Origin of the sequence: Salinimonas lutimaris (assembly GCF_005222225.1) — a bacterium.
GTDB lineage: Bacteria > Pseudomonadota > Gammaproteobacteria > Enterobacterales > Alteromonadaceae > Alteromonas > Alteromonas lutimaris.
The window spans coordinates 3,471,039-3,490,829 of record NZ_CP036536.1; the positions used below are offsets into that span (position 1 = coordinate 3,471,039).

At 50.4% G+C, this 19,791-nt stretch carries 20 protein-coding genes; 4 read left to right on the plus strand and 16 right to left on the minus strand.

The features are described from left to right. The 3 genes from EZV72_RS15310 to EZV72_RS15320 all read right to left on the minus strand — a co-directional run bounded on the left by EZV72_RS15310 (nucleotide 1) and on the right by EZV72_RS15320 (nucleotide 2,053). Nucleotides 1-486 (minus strand): intracellular growth attenuator family protein, encoded by a 486-nt coding sequence (locus tag EZV72_RS15310; protein ID WP_137168048.1) that lies wholly within the window; start codon nucleotides 484-486, stop codon nucleotides 1-3. Between the two features lie 195 nt (nucleotides 487-681). Beyond that, nucleotides 682-1,410 carry a tRNA1(Val) (adenine(37)-N6)-methyltransferase gene (locus EZV72_RS15315; RefSeq protein WP_137168049.1) on the minus strand — a complete coding sequence of 243 codons (729 nt, stop codon included), beginning with the start codon at nucleotides 1,408-1,410 and terminating at the stop codon, nucleotides 682-684. A gap of 1 nt (nucleotide 1,411) precedes the next feature. After that, complete coding sequence (locus EZV72_RS15320; RefSeq protein ID WP_137168050.1) at nucleotides 1,412-2,053, minus strand: NAD(P)H-binding protein; 642 nt, start codon at nucleotides 2,051-2,053, stop codon at nucleotides 1,412-1,414. A 58-nt stretch (nucleotides 2,054-2,111) separates the two neighbouring features. On the opposite strand from EZV72_RS15320, the gene EZV72_RS15325 reads away from it, so the two are divergent. Next, nucleotides 2,112-4,313: a S9 family peptidase gene (locus EZV72_RS15325; protein WP_137168051.1), complete on the plus strand. Its 2,202-nt coding sequence runs from the start codon at nucleotides 2,112-2,114 to the stop codon at nucleotides 4,311-4,313. A 263-nt stretch (nucleotides 4,314-4,576) separates the two neighbouring features. Beyond that, on the plus strand, nucleotides 4,577-6,412 hold the full coding sequence (locus EZV72_RS15330; protein WP_137168052.1) for a S8 family serine peptidase: 1,836 nt from the start codon (nucleotides 4,577-4,579) through the stop codon (nucleotides 6,410-6,412). Nucleotides 6,413-6,457: 45 nt separating this feature from the next. On the opposite strand, the gene EZV72_RS15335 is transcribed toward EZV72_RS15330, so the two are convergent. After that, nucleotides 6,458-6,829: a PH domain-containing protein gene (locus EZV72_RS15335; RefSeq protein WP_137168053.1), complete on the minus strand. Its 372-nt coding sequence runs from the start codon at nucleotides 6,827-6,829 to the stop codon at nucleotides 6,458-6,460. 210 nt (nucleotides 6,830-7,039) lie between these two features. Between EZV72_RS15335 and EZV72_RS15340 the strand changes: the two genes are divergently transcribed. Both EZV72_RS15340 and EZV72_RS15345 read left to right on the plus strand, forming a co-directional pair. After that, nucleotides 7,040-8,044, plus strand: a complete 1,005-nt coding sequence (locus EZV72_RS15340; RefSeq protein ID WP_137168054.1) for a serine/threonine dehydratase — start codon at nucleotides 7,040-7,042, stop codon at nucleotides 8,042-8,044. A gap of 2 nt (nucleotides 8,045-8,046) precedes the next feature. Beyond that, nucleotides 8,047-9,708 (plus strand): amidohydrolase, encoded by a 1,662-nt coding sequence (locus EZV72_RS15345; RefSeq protein ID WP_137168055.1) that lies wholly within the window; start codon nucleotides 8,047-8,049, stop codon nucleotides 9,706-9,708. Here EZV72_RS15345 and EZV72_RS15350 read toward each other — a convergent pair whose 3' ends face one another. The 12 genes from EZV72_RS15350 to EZV72_RS15405 all read right to left on the minus strand — a co-directional run bounded on the left by EZV72_RS15350 (nucleotide 9,709) and on the right by EZV72_RS15405 (nucleotide 19,788). Further along, nucleotides 9,709-10,800 (minus strand): MBL fold metallo-hydrolase, encoded by a 1,092-nt coding sequence (locus tag EZV72_RS15350; protein ID WP_137168056.1) that lies wholly within the window; start codon nucleotides 10,798-10,800, stop codon nucleotides 9,709-9,711. A gap of 64 nt (nucleotides 10,801-10,864) precedes the next feature. After that, entirely contained in the window at nucleotides 10,865-11,722 is an 858-nt protein-coding gene (locus tag EZV72_RS15355; protein ID WP_137168057.1) for an MBL fold metallo-hydrolase, read from the minus strand. Between the two features lie 66 nt (nucleotides 11,723-11,788). Next, the gene (locus EZV72_RS15360) at nucleotides 11,789-12,034 is read right to left on the minus strand and encodes a DUF1653 domain-containing protein (protein ID WP_137168058.1); all 246 of its coding nucleotides are present in this window, start codon (nucleotides 12,032-12,034) and stop codon (nucleotides 11,789-11,791) included. Beyond that, nucleotides 12,031-13,110 carry a DNA polymerase IV gene (gene dinB / locus EZV72_RS15365; RefSeq protein ID WP_137168059.1) on the minus strand — a complete coding sequence of 360 codons (1,080 nt, stop codon included), beginning with the start codon at nucleotides 13,108-13,110 and terminating at the stop codon, nucleotides 12,031-12,033. Before dinB ends, EZV72_RS15360 begins: the two co-directional genes overlap by 4 nt. 144 nt (nucleotides 13,111-13,254) lie before the next feature. Then, entirely contained in the window at nucleotides 13,255-13,758 is a 504-nt protein-coding gene (locus tag EZV72_RS15370; protein ID WP_137168060.1) for a GAF domain-containing protein, read from the minus strand. Between the two features lie 224 nt (nucleotides 13,759-13,982). Then, complete coding sequence (nqrM, locus tag EZV72_RS15375) at nucleotides 13,983-14,216, minus strand: (Na+)-NQR maturation NqrM (RefSeq protein WP_137168061.1); 234 nt, start codon at nucleotides 14,214-14,216, stop codon at nucleotides 13,983-13,985. 12 nt (nucleotides 14,217-14,228) lie between these two features. After that, entirely contained in the window at nucleotides 14,229-15,248 is a 1,020-nt protein-coding gene (locus EZV72_RS15380) for an FAD:protein FMN transferase (RefSeq protein ID WP_408640847.1), read from the minus strand. Between the two features lie 72 nt (nucleotides 15,249-15,320). Next, nucleotides 15,321-16,550 carry an NADH:ubiquinone reductase (Na(+)-transporting) subunit F gene (gene nqrF / locus EZV72_RS15385; protein ID WP_137168062.1) on the minus strand — a complete coding sequence of 410 codons (1,230 nt, stop codon included), beginning with the start codon at nucleotides 16,548-16,550 and terminating at the stop codon, nucleotides 15,321-15,323. Between the two features lie 21 nt (nucleotides 16,551-16,571). Then, nucleotides 16,572-17,180, minus strand: coding sequence for an NADH:ubiquinone reductase (Na(+)-transporting) subunit E (gene nqrE, locus EZV72_RS15390; RefSeq protein ID WP_137168063.1), 609 nt, complete (start codon nucleotides 17,178-17,180; stop codon nucleotides 16,572-16,574). 3 nt (nucleotides 17,181-17,183) lie between these two features. Beyond that, nucleotides 17,184-17,816 (minus strand): NADH:ubiquinone reductase (Na(+)-transporting) subunit D, encoded by a 633-nt coding sequence (locus EZV72_RS15395; protein WP_137168064.1) that lies wholly within the window; start codon nucleotides 17,814-17,816, stop codon nucleotides 17,184-17,186. 12 nt (nucleotides 17,817-17,828) lie between these two features. Next, entirely contained in the window at nucleotides 17,829-18,593 is a 765-nt protein-coding gene (locus EZV72_RS15400; protein WP_137168065.1) for a Na(+)-translocating NADH-quinone reductase subunit C, read from the minus strand. After that, complete coding sequence (locus EZV72_RS15405; protein WP_137168066.1) at nucleotides 18,583-19,788, minus strand: NADH:ubiquinone reductase (Na(+)-transporting) subunit B; 1,206 nt, start codon at nucleotides 19,786-19,788, stop codon at nucleotides 18,583-18,585. The genes EZV72_RS15400 and EZV72_RS15405 overlap by 11 nt, the downstream gene beginning before the upstream one ends. Nucleotides 19,789-19,791: the final 3 nt, after the last annotated feature.

Sequence of the window (19,791 nt, forward strand, 5' to 3'; positions counted from 1 at the left end):
TCAAAGTTCCGCGGTTGGTACTCTGGTCACAGATGTATAGGTACTTCGGTCGATTAACACCAGCGCTGATTCGGTGTATTCCACTTCGTGATTACTTTCGTAAAAACGCCGAGATAAACCATCCCGGTGACGTTGACACTCCCGGGAAACCAGCACACTAATGGGTAATAAAATCAGCCCGCCTGCCAGTACCAGGACCTCGGTGATAAACACCCAGGGCGACATGACCGGAGCGACATACAAAGAAAAACAAAGTGTTAGCGCTGCTGCTACTATAATGACATTAGAGATCGCCCGCAAGCGGTTAGCGCGATGCAAAGACCGCTCTGCTTTCAAAAGCTTACGCAGTCGTTTATTCCAGCGTTGCTCCAGACCATGTTCACTGACTTGGCTATCGTGCAGACGCACCTGTCGCCGGTTAAACATCGGCGTGACGTTGTTTGAGTAGGAAACTGAGGTGGGGGATTTATATTCGTCTGGTTGCATGGCTGGCCTCTCATACGTATCAATAGTGTAGAGAAGCATGCTCTGCAGATAAATTGTACAGAATATACCGGGTTATCCGCCCCGATACTTTTTATATACTTTAGTATAAAAACTGCGATATCAATCAATTAGATCAAATGCAGCATACTGCATATCACCCCCGTAAACCATCAACATTAACGGACAGTCAGAACACTAAAACGCCAGATAAAATGGCTGGCACAATGCCCGGTACGCCTGACTGTACTGATTGTCCGCTTTGCGAATCAGCAGACTGGCAAGCTCTGGCGTACTAACCGGCTGACGGGAAAAACCAAACGCGGTGACATGGGAGGGCTTATCCGGTTTTGGTATTACAGTAAGCTGGCGTTGCAGGCACCAGCCATGCTGGCTGGCTTGCTCAATTATGTGCGCGGCCTGCGCGGTGGGATACAAACACTGTAATGTTCCCTGTTCGCTTATCAGGTTTGCAGTGATACCAAACAGCTCATCTGCCGACAGACTGTCTTGCTGACGAGCCTGCTGGCGGGTCTGACTTTGCTGAAGATGAGTGCGGCTTCCCACCTGCCCGTTCGCAAAATAAGGCGGGTTACACACAATCACATCAAATAAGCCGGCAATATCATGGTGCCGCACATCCGCGTTAAATACAGTAATATCGTCGGGCCAGGGACTGGCTGCTACATTTTGCCGGGTTTGGCGAACCGCTCCCTCATCAATATCCAGCGCCAGAACCTGACTGCTCTGCCCCATGCGCTGGCGCAGCATAAGCGATAAAATACCACTGCCGCAGCCAATATCCAGCGCCCTGCCCCGCATCGGCGCCTCACTCCAGCTGCCCAGAATAAAGCTGTCGGTATTCACTTTCATGGCGCAGTGTTCATGGCTGATAACAAACTGCTTACAGGCAAAGCCGGCAGCCATCCTAGCGCTGTCCGCGAAAATGTTGCAGGGTTATCATTTTGCGGGCCACCTCTTGTGCCGACACCGGCCGGTACTTGCGCAGCGGACCCACCATAATCTTTTGCAGGGCCGGAGCCAGCGTTTGGCCCAGACCTTCCAGCCGGCGTGTATCCTGACGTTCACCCAGTAACAGTGAGGGCCTGACAGCGGCGGCATGATCCAGCTGGGGCATCCGCATAATCGCGTTTTCCAGCTCGCCTTTAACCCGCAGGTAAAAGTTTTTGCTTTTGGCATCTGCGCCTACTGACGAAATCCAGACAAAACTGTCACTGCGCTGAGCCCGGGTCAGCTGTGCAGCTACATGCACATATTCAAAATCGACCCGGCGAAAAGCCTGCCGGCTGCCGGCTTGCTTAAGCGTTGTGCCCAGACAGCAGTACACATGGTTGACCGAGAAATAGCCCTGATAATCCTGCAAATTATCAAACTCAATTACAATCGGATTCAATTTGCTGTAAGGATCTTTGAACATGCTGGCAGGCAGTGGCCGGCGCACCAGACATGTAACCTTTGTGTAGCGCGGGTCCTGGAGCAGTTCATTGACCAGCGCCTGCCCCACCAGCCCGGTGGCGCCCAATACTAAAGCAGTTTTATTGCCTGTCACCTTGTGTCATCCTATTTACAACAGATAACCATCCACAGCCTCAAAAGCGTAGATAATAATGAAAAAAGCGTTAATGATTGGAGCCCTTATGCTCAGCAGCGCCGCATCGGCAGACTCTCTTACCATCGAACGAATTTTTGAATCACCATCGCTAGATGGTACCGCACCTCGTAATCTTAAAGTATCTCCGGACGGACAGCGAGTGACTTTTCTGCAAGGAAAAGACACCGATTACGAAAAGCTGGATCTGTGGGAATACAATATTGCCTCGGGAAAAACCCAGATGCTGTTTGATTCTGACAGTTTAGATGCAACCGGTCAGGAGCTGTCTGATGAAGAAAAAGCTCGCCGGGAGCGTATGCGCCTGTCTGGCAGCGGTATTGTCAGTTATCAGTGGTCGCAGGATGGTCAGGCCCTGTTATTTCCGTTAGGCGGTGATGTGTATTACCACCAGCTGGGGCAAAAAGGTGCCAAACGTCTGTTAAATACGGACACCTTTGAGACAGATATCAGACTGTCTCCTAAAGGCAATTTCATTTCTTTTATCCGCGATCAGAACCTGTTTGTGAAAAACATCAGTACCGGAGAAGAAAAAGCCATTACCACCGAAGGCGGCGATAATATTAAGTTCGGGATGGCCGAATTTGTTGCCCAGGAAGAGATGAGCCGGATGACCGGCTACTGGTGGTCGCCGGATGAGCGCTATATTGCATTTACCAAAGTGGATGAAAGTCCGGTTGAGGTGATCACCCGTTCAGAAATTTATGCTGACGATATTAAAATGATCGAGCAGCGTTACCCTAAAGCCGGCAACCCCAATGTTCAGGTAGAGCTGGCTATTCAGCAAATTGGCAATGGCCAGCGTCAGTGGGTCGATTTGGGTGACAACAAGGATATTTATCTGGCCCGTGGCCAGTGGATGCCTGATAGCAAGGTATTTACTTACCAGTGGCAAAGTCGTGACCAGCAGGCGCTCGAATTACGCGGTTATGATATTACGTCTCAACAGCAGTCGGTATTGCTTAGCGAAAGCAGTGATACCTGGGTGAATCTGCACGATGACCTGCACTTTCTAACCACTTCTGATGACTTCATCTGGGCATCAGAGCGTGATGGGTTCAAACATCTGTATGTGTTTAACCGCAAAGGTAAAATGCAGCGTCAGCTAACCCAGGGTGACTGGGTGGTGGACAGTGTTGAGGCGATTGATGAAAACGCTGGCCTGGTTTATTTTACCGGTCGTAAAGATACGCCTTTAGAGCGTCATCTGTACAGTGTCCCGCTGGCCGGTGGCAAGATTACCCGAATCTCCCAGCGTGATGGTTTTCATTCTGTCAGCTTTGCCAAAGATGCCTCCATTTATATTGATCAGTTCTCTACCGCCATGCACCCACAGCAAGTCAGCCTGCATCAGGCTGATGGTAAACAAATAACCTGGCTGGAAGAAAACAAGGTTGATAAACAGCACCCTTTGTATGCCTATCAGCAGCAAATGATTAAACCGGAATTCGGCACGCTTGAAACCCCGGACGGCGCAACCCTTTATTACCGCTTATACAAGCCAGCTGATACCAGCACCAAACGCCCGGCCATTGTGTATCTGTATGGGGGGCCGCACGCGCAGGTGGTCACCAACAGCTGGGGCGGCAACCGCGGGCTGTTAATGCAGTACTGGGCCAGCCAGGGCTATGTGGTATTTTCTATCGACAACCGCGGGTCTAACTACCGGGGTAAGGCGTTTGAAGATCCTATCTATAAAAAGATGGGCACCATCGAGGTGGATGATCAGGTAGAAGGTGTTAAATTCCTGCGTGGTCTGGACTATGTCGATGCCAACCGGATTGGCGTGCACGGCCATAGTTATGGCGGTTACATGACCCTGATGAGCATGTTCAAAGCCGGGGATTATTTTGCTGCCGGCGTGTCAGGTGCACCGGTCACCGACTGGCGTTTGTATGATACGCACTATACAGAGCGCTATATGGGTAACCCTCAGACCGATGATGACGCCTACACAGCATCGTCTGTGTTTCCGTATGCCAAGGACTTAAAAGGCGATCTGCTGATTTATCACGGTATGGCCGACGACAACGTGCTGTTCACTCACAGTACCCGTTTGTATAAACATCTGCAGGATATGGCCATTCCCTTTGACAGCATGGACTACCCGGGTAAGAAACACAGTATTCGGGGTAAACAAACCGGCATTCACCTGTATAAAACCATCACCAACTTTTTTGATCGTACGTTAAAACCGTAATATCAAAATACCGCTAAGTACACGGGATAAAAGCACTTTTCATCCCGTGTATACTTTCGTCTACTTCTCGGCAAATTTCTGCACATTCGCTACACATTCAACGCAAAAAACAATACATTTTCCTTACAAAGTGCGATAAGTTAATTATCGAAGCGCACGGCTTCAACATGCCTGTGGCAGTAAAAGACTGACGTGAAAGTCAGCAAGGCAGGCGTGTAATACAACAAGTAATACCTGCACGACAGAGCAGGAAAAGGAAAACTATGTTTAATAAAACAATAAAACCAACTTTAGCTGCAAGCCTGGTAGCCCTGACTTTTTCCGCAACCGCTGCGGATGAGCGCTACATTATTCAGGTAGATAACAACAGCAAGGGTATTGTTAAAGCTCTGGCCAGGCAGGCCGGCGGTGAGATAAAGGTAGATGCGGACGGCTTTGTTGCTGCCACATTTAGCGGAAAATCACTTGAGCAGGTAAAAGGATTATTAAACAACCCTAATATTAAACTGATTGAAGCAGATGAACGTCGTTTTGCATCCGCCCTTTACAGTGATGATGCCGGCGACCCGATGACCAGCCAGGTAACCCCCTATGCGGTGTATCAGTCTCAGGCTGATCAGGTCACCTTTGACAGCAATGCCGGCATGAAAGTCTGTGTCATCGACTCGGGTCTGGACAGTTCTAACCCTGACTTTAACTGGTCAGCCATCACCGGTGACAATGATCCGGGTACCGGCAACTGGTTTGAAAATGGCGGTCCTCACGGTACCCACGTTGCCGGTACTATCGGTGCCGCTGATAACGGCATTGGTGTGGTGGGTATGGCACCAGGTGTGGATATGCACGTTATTAAAGTATTTAATGCTGAAGGCTGGGGTTACTCCTCTGATCTGGCCCGTGCAGCTCAGTTATGTCAGCAGGCAGGCGCCAATATCATCAACATGAGCCTGGGTGGCGGTGGTGCAAACAGCACCGAAGAAAACGCCTTTATTAACTTTAAAAACGCCGGCGGTCTGGCCGTTGCCGCTGCCGGTAACGATGGTAACTCTGTGCGCTCTTATCCGGCCGGCTATCCGGCTGTCATGATGATTGGCGCTAACGACGCTGACAACAATATTGCTGACTTTTCCCAGTATCCGTCTTGTACCACAGGACGAGGCAAGCGGGTAACCGAAGATGAGACCATCTGTGTGGAAGCCACTGCCGGTGGTGTGGATACGCTTTCAACCTATCCGGCTGGCATGGCCACCACTTCCGCGTTATCCGCTGACGGGGCATTTTTAGCCTCCTCATCAATGGAAAACAGTGGTGATGCCAGCGGTCAGACCTATTTTATGGGCATAGCCGATACAACCGACAATAATGCCAGTGGCAAGGTTTGTCTGATTGACCGGGGCTCTATTAGTTTTTATGACAAGGTGAAAAACTGTGAGCTGTCAGGCGGCATTGGCGCTGTTATCATTAACAATGAGCCAGGCATGCTTTACGCCACACTGGGCGACACCAACGATACCTCAATTCCTGCGGTAGGTGTGGCGCAGGAAGACCGCCAGACAATGCTGGATGCCGCGACGGTCGATATTCGTGTCGGTACTTCAGATTATGGTCTGATGAGCGGCACATCGATGGCGACCCCGGCTGTGGCTGGTCTGGCCGCACTGGTCTGGTCAAACTACCCGGCCTGCTCTGGTGAAGATGTCCGGGCGGCCTTTAAAGCAACCGCTCTGGATGCCGGCGCCAACGGCAAAGATGTTTACTTTGGTTATGGTATTGTGCAGGCCAAAGCAGCAGCCGATTACCTGGCACAACAATCGTGCGCAGGCGGTGATGGTGGCGATACCGGTGGTGAGCCTAGCGGGGAACTGCAACTAACGGCCTCCGGCTATAAGGTCAAAGGCACCCAGGCGGTGGATCTGAACTGGCTGAATGCCTCTGGTTCACAGGTGGATATTTACCGTAACGGAAATCTGGCGGTCACCACAGCCAATGATGGCGCGTATACAGACAGCCTGAATGTAAAAGGCGGTGGTAGCTATCAATACCAGGTTTGTGAAGCCGGTACATCGGTATGTACTGCTTCTGTTTCGGTGGTGTTTTAACCTTCGAGTAAAACCAGACAGCCCGCTTTTGCGGGCTGTTTTTTATCAGAATAAACGGTTTGCCAGCGTTTTCTGAACGCCTGCGGCCGCATTTTTACTCAGCTCAACTTCCACCGGCGCATCCTGTCCGGACACCCAGATTTTCAGCTCTGAATCCATATCAAAATGGCCGGCGGTTTCTACCACAAACTGGGTGATCGACTTGTACGGAATAGACAAATAGCTAACCTTGCGCCCGCTGATCCCCTGCTTATCGATAATAATCACCCGGCCTGAGGTGAAAACAATCAGATCCCGCACCAACCGGTAAGCCGTCGTCAGGGTTTCATTGTCTCCCATTACCGGTGCCAACTGCTCTTCAACCTCTGCTACATCCACTTCACTGGCGTTGCCCATCAAAGCATCTAACAATCCCATTGGTTTATCCTTATTGTTAATCAATCCTGCCTATAGTAGCCACTTTCTGACCAGTCTGGCCAGTCGCCTTTTTGCTAATCACCATATTTTTACAGCCCTTTACAGATACTCTGTGCCTGGCATCAGGCGCATCTTTGCGAAGCACTCGCTCGCAATCGACGACAATGCTAAGGTAAAGCCCACAACAGATTTAAAAGGAACCCGAACGGTATGACGCCTCCCGCTTTTTCCGATATCCAGGCTGCTATGCAGCGTCTTCAGGGTAAGGTCAAACGCACCCCCATTGTTGAGTCGACCTTGCTCAACAAGTGGCTGGGTCACCGCATTTTATTTAAGGCAGAGTGCCTACAGACCGTGGGCGCCTTTAAATTGCGTGGCGCCCTGAATATGCTGGCCAGATGCGCCGAAGAAAATCGTTTGCCCCGGCGCGTAGTGGCCAACAGCTCAGGTAATCATGCCCAGGCCGTAGCGCAGGCAGCCAGTATGTACCAGTTGCCGGTGACCATTTATGCCGCCCGTAGTATCTCGCCGGTTAAAGCCGCGGCTACCCGCAGCTATGGCGCACAGTTGGAATTGTTCGACACCCGTCCGCAGGCCGATGAAGCCATTAAACTGGCGGCGCAGGAAGAAAGCACCTTGTGGATCCCACCATTTGATCATGCTGATATTATTGCCGGTCAAGGCACCGCAGCGCTCGAAGCACTGGAAGATGCCGGGCCGGTTGATGCGGTATTTGCCCCGTGTGGCGGTGGCGGTTTGCTCAGTGGCACCTTACTGGCCACCCGGCATTTACAACCTGAGGCCAAAGTGATCGGCGCTGAGCCCGAGCAGGCCAATGACGCAGCTATGTCGTTACAAAGTGGTGTAATTGAGCAACTGACCGGCACTCCCGATACGCTGGCTGACGGTGCTGCAACGCCCAGCGTCGGTGTACAGACCTTTGAATTTTTACAGCAGCTGGACGATTTTTACGAGGTCAATGAAGTGCAGATAGCTTACTGGACGCAGTGGCTTCAGCACTTACTGAAACTACATATTGAACCTACCTGTGCGATGACCATGGCCGCGGTGACCGCCTGGGCGGTGGAAAACCCGACCCCGGGCACAGCGCTGGTGATGCTCTCAGGCGGCAATATCAGCGCTACCAGCATGCAAAAAATATGGGCGCAGGATTATCTGCTGCAGCCTCCAGTGATCACCAACCCGGAACAATAACCATGAAAAAACTGGCCCTGCTGCTCAGCGCAGCCTTGCTATCAGGTCTGTCAGCCACCGCGCTGGCAGCGGATGAGATGGTTTATACCAATGTAAAAGGATATACCCTGACGCCACAGGGCAAGTTAACCACATTTTCTACCCTGCACATCAGTGATGGCAAGGTTGTCGGGCTGGATCAGCCGCTTGATAAACACAGCGATACCCGAGTGATGGATGGTCAGGGACAGGTCATGTTACCCGGGCTGACCGACGCACACGGGCATTTACTGGGACTGGGTAGCAGTTTGCTGGAGGTGGACTTGCGCGGCACCACCAGCAGCCAGAAGGCGGCTGAACAGGTGGCCGCTTTCGCGCTGGCCAACCCGCAACAGGTCTGGATAACCGGTAGCGGCTGGAATCAGGAATTATGGTCCGACCGGGCCTTCCCCACAGCACAAACGCTTGATGAGGTGGTGTCAGACCGGCCGGTCTGGCTGGCCCGGGTCGATGTACATGCCGGCTGGGCTAACAGCAAAGCGTTACAGCTGGCCGGTATAGACAAGAACACGCCGTCGCCTGAGGGCGGTGAAATAGTCAAAGATGACCAGGGTAACCCCACCGGGGTGCTGATTGATAATGCCATGAATCTGATGCAGCAGGTGATGCCTGCGCCGGACGCGGCCCAGTTGTCCCGTCAGCTTAGCGCTGCATCAGACCATTTGCTGGAACAGGGCATTACCGGCATGCATGATGCCGGCATTACTCATCAGGAGTACGACTTTTACCTGGCCCGGGCGGCTGAACAGGCGCTGCCGGTTCGCATTTACGCGATGCTCCGGGCAACCGACCCGGACCTGCCTTATCTGCTGGACAACGGCCCGATACGCAGTGCTGATGATTTTTTGTTTATCAACAGTGTTAAAGCTTTTGGCGATGGCGCGCTGGGAAGTCGTGGCGCCGCCCTGCTTGAACCATACAGTGATGCGCCGCATCAGCATGGTTTGCTGCTAACCCCGGCAACAGAGTTTCCCGCTTTGTTTGAACAGGTTCTGGGCGCGGGTTTTCAGCTTAACGTACATGCAATAGGCGACAAGGCCAATCATCTGGTACTGAACCAGTTTGAAAAAACGTTTGAAAGTACCGGCGGGCAGTCTTTACGCAACCGGATTGAGCATGCCCAGGTGATTGCCCCACAAGATTTGCCCCGGTTTGCCCGGTTACAGGTATTACCCTCTATGCAGCCGACCCATGCCACCAGCGATAAAAATATGGCCGAGGACCGGTTAGGCAAAGACCGGATGGCAGGCGCCTATGCCTGGCAAACCCTGTTAAAATCCGGCATTGCCATGCCGCTGGGCTCAGACTTTCCGGTGGAGCTGGCCAACCCGTTTTATGGTATTCACGCCGCGGTGACTCGCCAGGACCGTGATAATCAGCCGGTTAAAGGCTGGTATGCACACGAAGCGATGTCAGTGGAACAGGCATTTCGGGGCTTTACCATCGATGCCGCTTATGCTGCGCACATGGAAGATACCCTGGGCACCCTGACCCCCGGCAAATGGGCCGACTTTATTCTGGTCGATCAGGATATCTTTTCGGTACGCCCTCAGGATATATGGAAGACCCGGGTGCTGGAAACCTGGGTGGCGGGCGAAAAGGTCTATGCGGCCGGCACAGATTAACTATTGTACCTGAGTCCACCAACGGGTTGTTCTGGCCGGGGCATCGAGCGACATAATCTGGCCAAAACGCGGGGTGAGCAGCGTAACCTGCTGCTGTTCAGCTCGCTGGCTAATCTTGTTAAGCGGTGCATCCCAGTCGTGAAATGCTAAGTCAAAGGTACTGTTATGAATGGGCACCAGGTAACGTCCCTGTAAATCTTTAAACGCCTGCACGCTTTGCGCCGGAAACATATGCACTTCTGGCCAGCTGGTGCTGTAGGCGCCATTTTCCATAAATACCAGGTCAAAAGGTCCGTACTGCTGACCAATCTGCTTAAAGCCGTCAAAGTAACCTGAATCGCCACTGAAAAATACCCGTTTGCCCTGTACTTCGATACTCCAGGAGCCCCACAGGGTCTGATTGCGATCGGTTAAGCCCCGGCCGGAAAAATGATGCGACGGGGTCAGCGTCACCTTGCCATGAGTGACAGCCCGACTGTCGTGCCAGTCGAGCTCTTCCACTTTTGCCGGATTAATGCCCCATTGAGTCAACTGCGCAGCCACGCCCAACGGTACATAAAAATGTTTTGTCTTGTCCTGCAAGGCAATAATGCTGTCTTTATCCAGATGATCATAATGATTATGCGACAGCAGTACACGGTCAATCGGCGGTAACTGGGCAATCGTCATGGCCGGCGCCGCAAAGCGCTTTGGCCCCATAAATGAAAAAGGCGACGCACGCTGGCCAAACATAGGGTCGGTCAGCCAGTACTCACCAAATACTTTAAGCAGGATAGTGGAGTGACCCAGCTTTACAAAGTGAATAGTGTCTGGGCTCAATGCTTCAAGCTGCGCCGTGGTGATGCTATCAACAGGCAACGGACCGGCGGGCACCGGAGCCAGGCGCTCTTCAGTTATACTGCGCTTTAAAATAGTGATAAACGTGCCGATACCACCATCCACAATGGGCGTGGGATTCACAAATTTATTATTCTGATACTGCGGCGAGCTTGCGGTGTTATCCGGTATCACCACCAGTGCCCGGTTTACCCCGTAAACCACTCCAGCGAGCAAAATAATCAGCCCGACAATCACGCCTGCAACCCACTTCATACACCACCCTTAAAAACAAAAACGGGAGCCTGTGCCCCCGTTCAATATATCGTTTACTACCACACTACCCGTTATACAGGGTGTTTATCCATTTTTCTTCATTAATGAAAGACCAGCTCCAGGATTTCCATTTCTCCGGCAGGCCGGCTTTTACGATATCCTCAGCGCTTTTCCCGTCAGCTTTATGTTTATCCACAAAGGCTTTGGTTTCTTCAATCATAGCCAGAAAGCCTTCATACTGGGTTTTGTCACTCAGTGGCCCGTGCCCAGGTACAATGATTGTCTTGGCATTCACTTTACCCAGCAGGGTTTTAACCGATTTGATATACCCATCAACTGAACCACCGGATTTAAGGTCAATAAACGGAAAACGCTCGTTAAAGAACAGATCCCCGGTGTGCAGCACATTGGGCTGTTCAAACCACACCACCGCATCGCCATCCGTATGGCCATTAGGCAGATGGAAAATATGCAGGGTTTCGTCATTGAAGTGCATGGTAATACCATTAGCGAAGGTAATCACCGGCAGTGCGGCATCGCGCACTTTACTGTCTGATGCCAGCCTTACCCGCACATTGTCGTGGGCCAGTATAGTGCTGTCGCTGTGTTCATGAAACCAGGCGTTGGCCCCGGTGTGATCGCCATGAAAATGGGTATTGATGATAAATTTTGGTTTTTCTTGCCCCAGCGAGCCCAGCGCAGCAGAGATCTTTTCCGCCAGTGGCTCAAATTCATCATCAATAATTAAAATTCCGTCGGACCCGGCCGATACCCCTATATTGCCGCCCGCCCCCTGAAGCATATGCACAGCACCACGCAGCGGTGTATCTTTTATCTCGACATCGGCAAAGTCATTTTGTGCCTGCCCTGGCCCGGCCGCAGCGGCCAGCGCCACCAGTGCGCCATAAAGTATTTTTTTCATTGGAGTTCCTGTTTTATTGTTATTCCGACAACTCCATTATGAGATTATTTTTTAAACAGATCACTTTTAACGGATGAGTCCCGCTCCCTCAGGCAGCGGATCTGTATAGCGAAAACGCGGCAGCGTCTGACCGTCTTTCTCTACGGTTTCAGTAAACATCGCCAGGGGCCTGACCCAAAGCGCCTGTTCCCCATAGCAGGGGCGGTAGACCACCAGTGCGGTTTCTTCTTCACTGTGTGTCGCCACTTCGTAAACCTCGTACATCGCACCTTTGTAGTGTTCGTACAGACCAGGCTTGATAGATACTGTCATGGATCCTCCAATGGTAGGGTAAGTTGTTGTACCGGCGTTGGCTCGGCCAGGCCGATATGCAAACCAATTAATCTGACGCCCCGGTTATTGCCGCGTTGCCAGGCTTCTTCCAGTAACTGGGCAAAATAGTGTTCGTCGAGTTTATGATGCCGGTGCTCAACCGTGGTTAACTGAAAGTCGCTGAATTTAAGTTTTACCCCCTGAGTACGGATGCGCAGAGCTTTACCTTTAGTGTGCTTTTGCTCATGATTGCTGATCCGCTCCCGCAACTTTTCCATCAGGGTGGGCAAAAATTCCCGGCATTCGTCCAGGGTGAGAATATCTTGCGATAATGTTCGTTCTACGCCGATGGATTTACGTTCCCGGGAGACATTAACCGGTCGTTCATCCACACCGTGGGCCCGATCCCACAGCACACTGCCAAATTTTCCCAGCTCTTTTTGCAGCCGCTCAAACGGATACTGACGCACATCCTCACAGGTTGCCAGACCCATACGCTGCAGCTTTTGCATGGTGACCTTGCCTACGCCGGGGATTTTACCCAGCGTCATTGACCGGACAAACTCGTCCTGCTTATCCGGTGTGACTACACAGATCCCGTCGGGTTTGTTTTCATCACTGGCCACTTTGGCCACAAATTTACATGAGGCAACCCCGGCCGACGCGGTCAGCCCCAATTCCTGTTTAATACGGCGACGGATATCTTCTGCTATCAATGTCGCACTGCCACCAAACTGATTGGAGCCGGACACATCCAGGTACGCTTCATCCAGTGATAAGGGCTCTATCAGGTCGGTATAATCATTGAATATTTCCCGAATCTTGTGCGACTCTCGGGTATACACATCCATGCGCCCTTTCACCAGCACCAGATCCGGACACAGGCGCATGGCATAAGCGGTAGCCATCGCCGAACGTACACCATATTTACGGGCAGGATAATTACAGGTTGAGATCACCCCACGTTGTTTGGAACTCCCACCAATCGCCAGCGGTACGTGAGTCAGCGCAGGGTTATCCCGCATCTCCACGGCGGCGTAGAAGCAGTCCATATCAACATGAATGATTTTGCGCACCAGCGGCCTCGTCAACTGTATACATGGACAGTATTTTACCGGCTCAGACGCAGATTAACAGCAAATAGCAGCAGATTTTTATTAAGAGTACTGTCAGCAGATGCGCTGCTGACAGCATACATACAGCCTGCGAGTCGGTGAGAACTAACCGCGGCCGAATTCAGGGGATAGCGCCAGTTCGTGTTCAACCAGACGGGCGTATTGTTTAATACGGGTTATATCCGCCGTGGTGTAATCACGGGGCTCGTCATGCAGCAAACAGAATGTCCCCAGTTCGTAGCCATCCGGGGAATACAAAATGACGCCGGCATATGAGCGAATAAACGGCGGGCCTTTGACCAGCTTATTATTTTTAAACCTAAAATCCCTATGGGCATCCGGCACAATCAAATATTCTTCTTCGGCAATAGCATAAGTGCAAAAAGAAATGTTGCGCGGGGTTTCCTGTTTGTCCATACCCTGCTTTGATTTAAACCACTGCCGATCTTCGCCGACCAGACTGATCAGCACTGTTTTACAGTTGAATTCCTGCTGCGCCCGGCGAGTAATTTCATCAAAGCGCTGTTCTGGCGGGGTATCCAGTATTTTCAGTTCATGTAAAGCCTGTAGGCGTGCAGCTTCATTAGGCATCTCAGGTATTCTCGTCATAATTTAAACCGTATCCATGACTAACCAATTGATATCATTGCTGGTTGTTTTACCAAGTAAACCAGTCAATATTGCAGGGATTTTACGCCGGAGCGGCCCCGAAGCGGAACTGTTTTTTACCAAAAATACAAAAAAATAAGCGAAATAGACAGTTGTCTATTTTATATAAAATTATAATTGATAAGGACAAACAAAAACGAAGCCCTGAGGCTCCGCTTTATTATTCAGAGAATCTGGTTCTCTTTCCACTCAGCAAGCTTACGCTCGCGAGCGGCTTCTTTATCCTGTCGCTGCTTCTTGCGGTCGCAAGGTTCAGGACAGTCACAGGCTTTTTCAATGCCCAGCGCACCAAGACCGCCGCAACTGCCGGAGATCGTTTTACGCTGTACCATGTATCCCACAGCCATGGCTAACACCATCGCCAGGAAAAACACAAAAGCCAATATAAAGGTACTCATATTACCACCTGGTTAGTTTCGAATATCGACGGTTTCATCAAAGGCCGGTGACGTATATTCCTCAAACTCACCGTCATGATGACGAATTAATAACACCGCTAAATCTTCTTTTTCTGCCAACTTAATAGCAGCATCCCATCCCATAACAATTAGCGCCGTGGCCATGCCATCAGCAGTCATGGAGGATGGATCTACGACGGTGACCGCCACCAGCTTATGCTGAATGGGCTTACCTGTGCGTGGGTCTATCAAATGAGAATACCGCACACCGTCTTCTTCATAATAATTACGGTAATCACCGGATGTTGCCACCGCATTGGTGCCGACCGACAGAATTTTTTGTACAGCCCGCTCAGAGGACACCGGCTTTTCAATGGCAATCAGCCATGGAGTCCCATCGCCTCGCTGACCTTTCACCCGCATTTCACCGCCAATCTCTACCAGATAGTCATGAATATCGTGCTTTTCAAGTATTCCTGCTACCTGATCAACGCCGTAGCCTTTGGCGATGGTGGACAAATCCACATATAACATGGGATGCGTCTTCTGCAGCCCCTGGTCAGTCAGGGACAGCTTGTCCAGACCCACATAGTCGCGCACATCGGCTATCTCACTATCAGTAGGAATCACCTCAGGACGCTTATTCGGACCAAAGCCCCATAAGTTTACCAGAGGACCCACCGTGATATCCAAAACCCCATCGCTTAACTTACCTAAGCGTAAGGCTTCTTTGACAACTTTTGTTGTCTCGGGCGACAGCTTCACCGGGTCAGTGAAACGATTCTGATTAAATCGGGAGAGTTCTGACTCTGGATCATAGGTGCTCATCAACTTGTTAATATGCACCAGGTCTGCATCAATCTCCTGCTGCAGCCCGTTAATTTTGCCTTCTTTTCCCACCACATATTTTACATTATAAGTGGTTCCCATGGTTTCACCATGTAAATGAACTACAGGCTCTTTGTCACCACTACATGCGGTAAGCCAGCAAAGTGTAAACAGTGCAAATAACACTGTACGTGTTTGTGTAATCACGCGCACTCCTGTCAGACAATCAAAAAAAGGGGCGTGAACGCCCCTTTCGTATTTTACTTTATCTGGTGGTTAGCCACCAAAGTCATCCAGCATGATGTTTTCGTCTTCTACACCCAGGTCTTTAAGCATGTTAATGACCGCGGCGTTCATCATAGGAGGACCGCACATGTAGAACTCACAATCTTCCGGTGCAGGGTGGTCTTTCAGGTAATTCTCCAGCAGAACCTGGTGAATGAATCCTGTGTAACCTTCCCAGTTGTCTTCTGGCTGAGGATCAGACAGAGCAACATGCCACTGGAAGTTATCATTTTCTGCAGCCAGTTCATCAAAATCTTCGGTGTAGAACATTTCGCGTAATGAACGGGCACCGTACCAGAAGCTGATCTTGCGATCAGTGTTCAGTCGACGCAGCTGGTCAAAGATGTGTGAACGCATTGGCGCCATACCAGCACCACCACCTACAAACACCATTTCGTTGTCAGTTTCTTTCGCAAAGAACTCACCGAACGGGCCAGAGATAGTGGCTTTATCACCTTCTTTCAGGCTCCAGATGTACGATGACATCCTACCGGCAGGCAGGCTCAGATTATTAGGCGGCGGCGTAGCAATACGCACGTTCAGCATAATAATGCCTTCTTCTTCCGGGTAGTTAGCCATGGAATAAGCACGGATCGTTTCTTCATCTACTTTAGATTCGATATCAAAGAAGCCGAAACGTTCCCAGTCACCGTGATACTCTTTAGGAATATCGTAGTCTTTGTACTTAACATGGTGAGCAGGCGCTTCAATCTGAATATAACCACCGGCACGGAACGGAACGCTCTCGCCATTTGGAATCTTCAGTTTCAGTTCTTTGATAAAGGTTGCCTGGTTATTATTTGAAATAACCTCACAATCCCATTTCTTGATACCGAATACTTCTTCAGGCAGTTCGATATCCATATCCTGCTTAACCGCTACCTGACAAGACAGACGGCAGCCTTCGCGGGCTTCACGCTTAGTGATGTGGTCCAGCTCAGTTGGCAGAATTTCACCACCACCTTCGTTGATATCCACACGACACTGACCACAAGAGCCACCACCACCACAAGCAGAAGATACAAAGATACCTGCATCTGCCAATGCCCCCAGAAGCTTGCCACCCGGCTGAGTGGTAATAGCTTTGTCAGGGTCGTTATTGATTGTAATGGTTACATCACCTGTTGGTACCAGTTTAGACTTGGCAAACATGATGATGAAAACCAGGGCCAGTACGATGACAATGAACATGCCAACGCCCAGGAAAATTTCTACGTTCATCTTAAATGCTCCTAAGGCCAGTTACAGCGCAATACCAGTGAATGACTGGAAGCCTAATGCCATCAGACCAGCAATCATAAATACTGAACCAAGACCGCGTACACCATCAGGCATATCTGCATATTTTAGCTTCTCGCGAACCGCAGCTAAAAGTACGATAGCCAGCGCCCAGCCGATACCGGAACCTACACCGTAAACAATACTTTCCGTGAAGTTATACTCACGCTGTACCGCAAACGCCACACCACCAAAGATGGCACAGTTAACCGTGATCAGAGGCAGGAAGATACCCAGTGCGTTGTAAAGCGCAGGGAAGAACTTATCCAGACTCATTTCCAGAATCTGTACCAGTGCAGCAATAACACCGATAAAGGTCAGGAAGTTCAGGAAGCTCAGGTCAGCATCAGGAAAACCAGCCCATGCCAGTGCACCTGGTGCCAGAACATTGACGTAAATCAGCTGGTTTACCGGTACTGAGATACCCAATACAACGACTACCGCTGCACCCAGGCCCATCGCTGTTTTGATTTTTTTCGAAACAGCCAGAAACGTACACATCCCCAGGAACAAGGACAGCGCCATGTTCTCGATAAAAATTGAGCGAACAAATAATGAAATATAATGTTCCACGTATTACTCCTTGGGCTCTACTTGCTCTGGGCGCAGTGTACGGATAATCCATACCATACCGCCAATCAGGAAGAATGAGCTAAACGGAAGGATCAGCAGACCATTACCCTGGTACCAACCACCGTTTTGCACAACTGGCAGAATCTCGAAACCAAGAATGGTACCGAAGCCAAACAATTCTTTAATCGTACCGATACAAATCAGGATGAAAGAGTAGCCCAGACCGTTCCCAATACCGTCAAGAAAGCTCAGCAGAGGCGGCGACTTCATGGCATACGCTTCGGCCCGGCCCATTACGATACAGTTGGTAATGATCAGGCCCACGAACACCGAAAGCTGCTTCGACACCTCATAGGTATAAGCCCGTAGAATCTGATCCACAACGATTACCAGCGACGCGATAATGGTCATCTGAATAATGATCCGTACGCTTGATGGAATCTGGTTACGGATTAGAGAAATAAACAGGTTAGAGAACGCTACTACACTTGTCAGTGCCAGCGACATAACCAGTGCTGTTTCCAGCTTTGTTGTAATTGCCAGTGCAGAACAAATACCCAGTACCTGAAGGGCAATCGGGTTGTTGTCCATAATCGGTCCAAAGAGGACCTTTTTCATTTCTTTAGTATCTGCCACGATAATACCCCTTTATGAGCGCCAGGCCTGGTTTTTCAGGAACGGACCAAAGCCCTGTTCGCCTGCCCAGTATTGAATCGTGTTCTGAACACCATTACTGGTCAGGGTTGCACCTGATAATGCATCAATCTGATAAGGACTGTCCGGGTTAGCATTCTTAGTTACATTGATAGCCACTTCGCCATCTTTATAAAGTTTCTTGCCATCCCACTTCTCTTGCCAGCTTGGGTTTTGAACTTCGCCACCCAGTCCCGGCGTTTCAGCTTGCTGGTAGTAAATCAGTTCGCGAACTGTCTTACCATCAGCGTCAACCGCTAAGAAGCCGTACATCAGATCCCACAGACCACTGCCGTGTACTGGCAGAATTACGCGGGTAACCGTATCGTTTTCATCTTTAACCAACCACACGCTGGCAATATTCATACGGCGCTGAAAGCCAACATTACTGTTTTCGACTTTCTTGCTCATTTCAGATTGCTTAGCGGCTTTGTACATGTCGTAGTCTGGCGCTGGTTGTTCTGTGAACGTACCCGTGTCCAGATCAACATAACGGCGTTCTACTTTTTCTTCGTAGACGCTACGAATCTGGTCGCTGCTCATTCCTGCTTCATACAGGCCGGCAGCAGTCAGAATGTTGCTTTGCTTGTCCAGTTCTTTATTCGTTTGCTGAATAGAGCGCAGCCCTACCGCAGCGCCCGATACAACGATGGAACAAACCAGACAAACCGCGACTACTACGCCGATTGTTTTTCCTAAAGAGTCTTTCTTAGCTGACACGAGCTACCCTCCGCTTGATATTGCTTTGCGCGACAAAATAGTCGAACAGTGGTGCCCACAGGTTAGCAAACAGAATTGCCAACATTACACCTTCAGGGAAGGCCGGGTTAAGCACACGAATCAATACAGTCATGAAACCAATGAAAATACCGTACGCCCATTTACCCTGGTTGGTAAATGATGCAGAAACCGGATCGGTAGCCATGAAGAACATACCAAATGCCAGACCACCGATAACAAAGTGCCAGTGTGCAGGCATAGCAAACATAGGGTTAGTGTCGCTGCCAATCATGTTAAGCAGAGTGGCAAAGAATACCGTACCGATAGCAACACCGGCAACGATGCGCCAGCTCGCAATTCGCATGTACATGATAAACAGACCACCAAGCAGGATAGCCAGGGTTGATACTTCACCTGCTGAACCTGGGATAGCACCGAAGAAAGAATTCCACCACAAGTCCATATTGGCATAATCCATCTGGCCTGAAGCAGCTTTGCTTAGCCACGTTGCACCAGAGTAACCATCTGCGGCAACCCAAACCTGGTCACCGGAGATTTGTGCCGGATAAGCAAAGTACAGAAACGCACGGCCGGATAGAGCCGGGTTCAGGAAGTTACGGCCTGTACCACCAAAGACTTCTTTAGCGATAACCACACCAAATGTGATACCCAGCGCAACCTGCCATAATGGAATCGTTGCAGGCAGGGTCAGTGCAAACAGTACCGAGGTAACAAAGAAACCTTCGTTGACTTCGTGCTTACGTACTGACGCAAACAGCACTTCCCAGAAACCACCAACAATAAAAGTAGTGGCATAAATAGGTAGCCAGAAACAGGCACCGTAGAACATCATTGTGCCCCACCCTGCATCCGGGCCGAATTCACCGCCTAACGCTGTGAATAATGCCGCCTGCCAGGTGTCTGGTAATGTACCAGCGCCGGCTGCAATGGCATCAGAAGCCTGAAAACCAATGTTGTACATGCCGTAGAACATAGCCGGGAATGTTGCCATCCATACCATGATCATGATGCGTTTCAGATCGATACTGTCACGCACGTGTGTGCCGGCTTTGTTTACCTTACCAGGCGTGTAGAAAATGGTCGCCGCTGCTTCGTACAACGCATACCACTTTTCGTGCTTACCACCTGGTTCAAAATCAGGTTCAATTTTTTCCAGATACGCTTTTAAACCCATGAC